Annotated in this window: 3 protein-coding genes and 2 pseudogenes; 2 read left to right on the top strand and 3 right to left on the bottom strand. The window is 68.7% G+C overall.

Annotation, left to right across the window (positions count from 1 at the left end; all coding sequences use genetic code 11):
- The first annotated feature begins 17 nt into the window (after positions 1–17).
- On the top strand, positions 18–503 hold the full coding sequence (locus J1C73_RS20010) for a hypothetical protein (RefSeq protein WP_207317614.1): 486 nt from the start codon (positions 18–20) through the stop codon (positions 501–503).
- An 80-nt stretch (positions 504–583) separates the two neighbouring features.
- Here the strand turns inward: J1C73_RS20010 and J1C73_RS20005 are convergent.
- A pseudogene (locus J1C73_RS20005) lies at positions 584–700 on the bottom strand (GNAT family N-acetyltransferase); the annotation flags it as partial.
- A gap of 266 nt (positions 701–966) precedes the next feature.
- Between J1C73_RS20005 and J1C73_RS20000 the strand changes: the two are divergent.
- Complete coding sequence (locus J1C73_RS20000) at positions 967–1,590, top strand: hypothetical protein (protein ID WP_307797741.1); 624 nt, start codon at positions 967–969, stop codon at positions 1,588–1,590.
- An 804-nt stretch (positions 1,591–2,394) separates the two neighbouring features.
- Here J1C73_RS20000 and J1C73_RS19995 read toward each other — a convergent pair.
- The gene (locus J1C73_RS19995; protein WP_207317613.1) at positions 2,395–3,261 is read right to left on the bottom strand and encodes an AraC family transcriptional regulator; all 867 of its coding nucleotides are present in this window, start codon (positions 3,259–3,261) and stop codon (positions 2,395–2,397) included.
- A 59-nt stretch (positions 3,262–3,320) separates the two neighbouring features.
- Positions 3,321–3,558, bottom strand: a pseudogene (locus tag J1C73_RS19990) (phytanoyl-CoA dioxygenase); the annotation flags it as partial.

The following is a 3,558-nucleotide window of genomic DNA, read 5'->3' as shown; positions in this document are numbered from 1 at the left end:
CGCTTAACTGAACGGTATTGGACTTAGCCCTCAGCCCCCTGAAGCCCCCGCTGACCGAAGCCAACCGTTTCGCTCTCCTGTACGACCTCGACCGGCTGCCCGTCGGCGCCCGCACCGAATGGGGTCACCTGCTCGCCGACATGCTCCGCGACGTACCCGAGGTTCCCGAGGAACACTGCAAATGGCGTTTTCGGCGCATGCTCCACGAGGACGACACCCGCCAGCTCATCTTCGGAGCGGCCACCCTTCTCGACTCCCGCGTCAAAGCCGCTTTTCAGGCTTACGTGCTGCTGCGGCATCACGAGGTCACCACGCGTACCGGACTGGCTGAGCAGACCGCCACGCTCGGTGTCCTGCTCACCCCCCGCCGCGGCGGGAACTCACCGTGGGACACCACCAGCATCCGCGTCGAAGGCCACCTGGACCTCCCCGACGACGAACTTCAGCTCTACCGGCAGGCATGGAACCGCACCCCCGAAGACGGCACCGCCGTCCCGGGCTGACCGGCTCACCGGCCCGCCGTACCGGTGAGCCCCGGACGCCACGCCGAAGGGGCCAGATGTGCCGGGAGCCGTGCTGCGCGTCAGGTGACGGTAGGGCTGCGGCGTTCCAGGAGGACGACGTCGCGCCAGTGGCGGCCGATGCGCTCACGATGGCCGATGACGCGGAACCCGGCGCGCTCGTGGAGGGTGAGGCTGGCGTCCTCGCCGTGCTCCTCCCGCCCGACCGGCCACCGTTCCCCGTCATCGACAGCGACACCCTGCATAGCCTTGACGCGCTCATCGGCCTCGACACGCTGCACAGCCGCCTCGGCCCACTCCTCGCCGCCCCAGCAGACCCCGACAACCCCCAGAACGAACACCCGGCACGCATCCTCCAAGCACTCCGGGAACACCGCGGCAACCCCCCAGTCAGCGGCTGACCACCCCCTGCCTCATCCCTCCGGACAAGACGGAGCAGCAAGCCGTGACAGACCAACCACTCGCCCTCGCGCCCGATCGATGGCAGCGCCTCGCCGCCGCCCACCAGGCCTACACCGAGACCGTCAGCCCTTACTACGACGAGACCCTGCAGGAAGTGACACGCCGTGCGTGCACCAGCGGAAGCATCGGCAAAGCCGACATCGGAGCACTGCTGATGTGGAAACGGCTCAGGGCCGATACGCCCTGGGCCTCTGAACTCATGGCGCTCGCGGACGCTGACGTACGCCGCGCAACCGCCGCGGCCGCGACCGCCGCCCGGGACACCTCTCTCAGCCGCAGCTCGGCAGCGCAAGCCGGCCGAGCAGCCCTGGCCTCACTACCCGGTTTCCGCACCGGTGACGCCCTCGCCTCCGCCGTCCTCACAGCAGCCGCACCGGACCGCATGGCCGTCTACGACCGCCGAGCCCACAACGGACTGCACACCCTCGGCATCAACCTCAGCCACGCACCCGGACGCTACAGCCGCTACATAGAAGCGATCGACCAGCTCCTGACCGCCGCTCCAGACCCCATCCGCAACTGGACCGCCCGCGACATCGACACCGCCCTGTACTGGATGACCACATACCAGCACTCAACGAATCTGATCAACACACCCGGAACATGACCACACCTGACCAGCACCCGCTCCACCTGATGAAACAGCAGCTCAGCTCAGAGAACTGAAACCCGGTCCCCCATCACCAAGCGGTGAGAGCTCGACCCGGAACACTATCGCCACCCACACCAAACTGATCAGCCCAGGCCAGCCCACCACCCACTGATCAGAAAAACCGCCCCTGGACATGGACGCCCTCGCCGCGCTCGGACTGGAATGGGCGGGGGCGTAGAGGCCACTCGGGCTACTGTGCGTCGATGCAGGGTCCTTGGGCGCGGAAGCGCGCGCGAGTTTCCGGCCATGGCGTTGCGCTGTCGTGGCCGGAGCAGCCGACGCCTCCGCAAAGAGGCCGTGAGTCGCGCGCCGGTCTGCCATTGATCAGTGCCACTCGCCCGTACGCCTCGTAGCGCTCGCCGCTGTCCTCGCTCTGCACCCGTTGGTGAGCTCCCGCTTGGTGCATGGGAACAGCCGCCCCCACGACAGCCAACCCGCCCAGCCCCAGCCGCTAAAAGGCAGCCACTTGGTCACCTCATGACAGCAGACCAGCACACGCCCACACCGCATGACCAGCCAATCAACAACCGAACACCGCTGACGCACAACCGCTGCCACCGACACGCCCACTCACACCGGATGCCCAGTCCGGTGCCGGAGAACCGGCACCGGACCGTACGGAGGCGTGACCTATCGGGTCAGGCGCAGGTTCCAGCCGCTGGCGCCGTGTGGTCGTCGTCGTAGCAGACCAGGGCCGGGGCGTAGGTCTCGGAGGTCGGGCGCCCGGCCTTCTCCGGCCCCGGGGGCTTGCCGCTTTGTTCAGCCGTGCTCGGGCTCCACCGGGAGCCACAGTTCGGCGTCGGCCTCGGTCTTCTCCGGCGACAGGCGGGTGCGCAGGATCTCAGGGCCGGTGCGGGTGCGGTACGGGTTCGACGGGAACCACTCGGTGAACACGTCCCGCCACAGCTCCTGGATGGCCTGCGGCGCCGGCCCGGAGGTGGTGAAGACCGCCCAGGTGCCGGCCGGGACGGCCAACGTGGTCGTGTCCTCCGGAGCGGCCGCGGAGGTGATCACGCCGTGGTGGTAGTCGAGTTCGGTGCCCTCGGCGCGGCTGGGGTCCATGCCGTCGCAGACTGCGACGATGCCGTGCGGCTCCTGGTCCGACAGTTTCTCCAGGCGCTCCAGGGTTTGCGGGTCGATCCCGCGGACAAAATCCATGATCGCCTGGTTCGGCCCGGCATGCACCAGCGGTACCCGGGTCTTGAGTCCGACGACGTTGAAGTCCGCCTTGTCCACAACGCGGTATCGCATACTGCTCCTCCCTTCGATGGTGAGGCGGAAGGCCATCCGGGACTGGGAGTTGAGCGCGGCGCCGGCACGCCGGGCCTCGCCCGGTCCGATGCCGTGCATGGCACGGAACGCCCGCGCGAACGCCTCGCCGGAGCTGTAGCCATAGCGCACCGCGATCTCCAGCAGCGTCTCACGTCCCGCGAGTACTTCGGCGCCTGCGAGGGTGAGCCGACGGCGCCGGATGTACTCCGACAGCGGTATGCCCGCGAGCGCGGAGAACATCCGGCGCAGGTGGTACTCAGAGGTGGCCGCGATGCGTGCCAGCTCCTCCATGTCGACGGCCTGGTCGAGATGGCACTCGATGTGCTCCATGGCCTGGTTCAGCCGCTCCAGCATGCCCGGCCTCCTTCCTCTTCTCTCACGGCCACTTTGCCAGCGGTGGTCGTGAGGCACGGTTACGCTGCGCTGCAATCGGTGCCGTCCCCGTCCGGGCCGGGGGTGTCCTGGCCCAGGCCCCGGCGGATCGCGATCTCCACGGGTGAGTACGCGCCGTCGGCCCGCTCCAGTTCGTACGGCGCGGCCGGCATCAGCGGCGGCTGGGCCATGAAGCGCGGCCGCACCCCGTGGTGCGGTTGCGCCGCGTGCACCAGGAACGGATGGCACAGGAAGACGTCGCCCGGGGACCCGGTGGCG

The sequence above is a fragment of the Streptomyces laculatispora genome, from assembly GCF_017353455.1.
GTDB lineage: Bacteria > Actinomycetota > Actinomycetes > Streptomycetales > Streptomycetaceae > Streptomyces > Streptomyces laculatispora.
This window is presented reverse-complemented; position numbering and strand designations above follow the sequence as displayed.

Bases quoted from the DNA above. Each gene is read 5' to 3' on its own strand.
- J1C73_RS19995 (WP_207317613.1), bottom strand. From the start codon at position 3,261: ATGCTGGAGCGGCTGAACCAGGCCATGGAGCACATCGAGTGCCATCTC.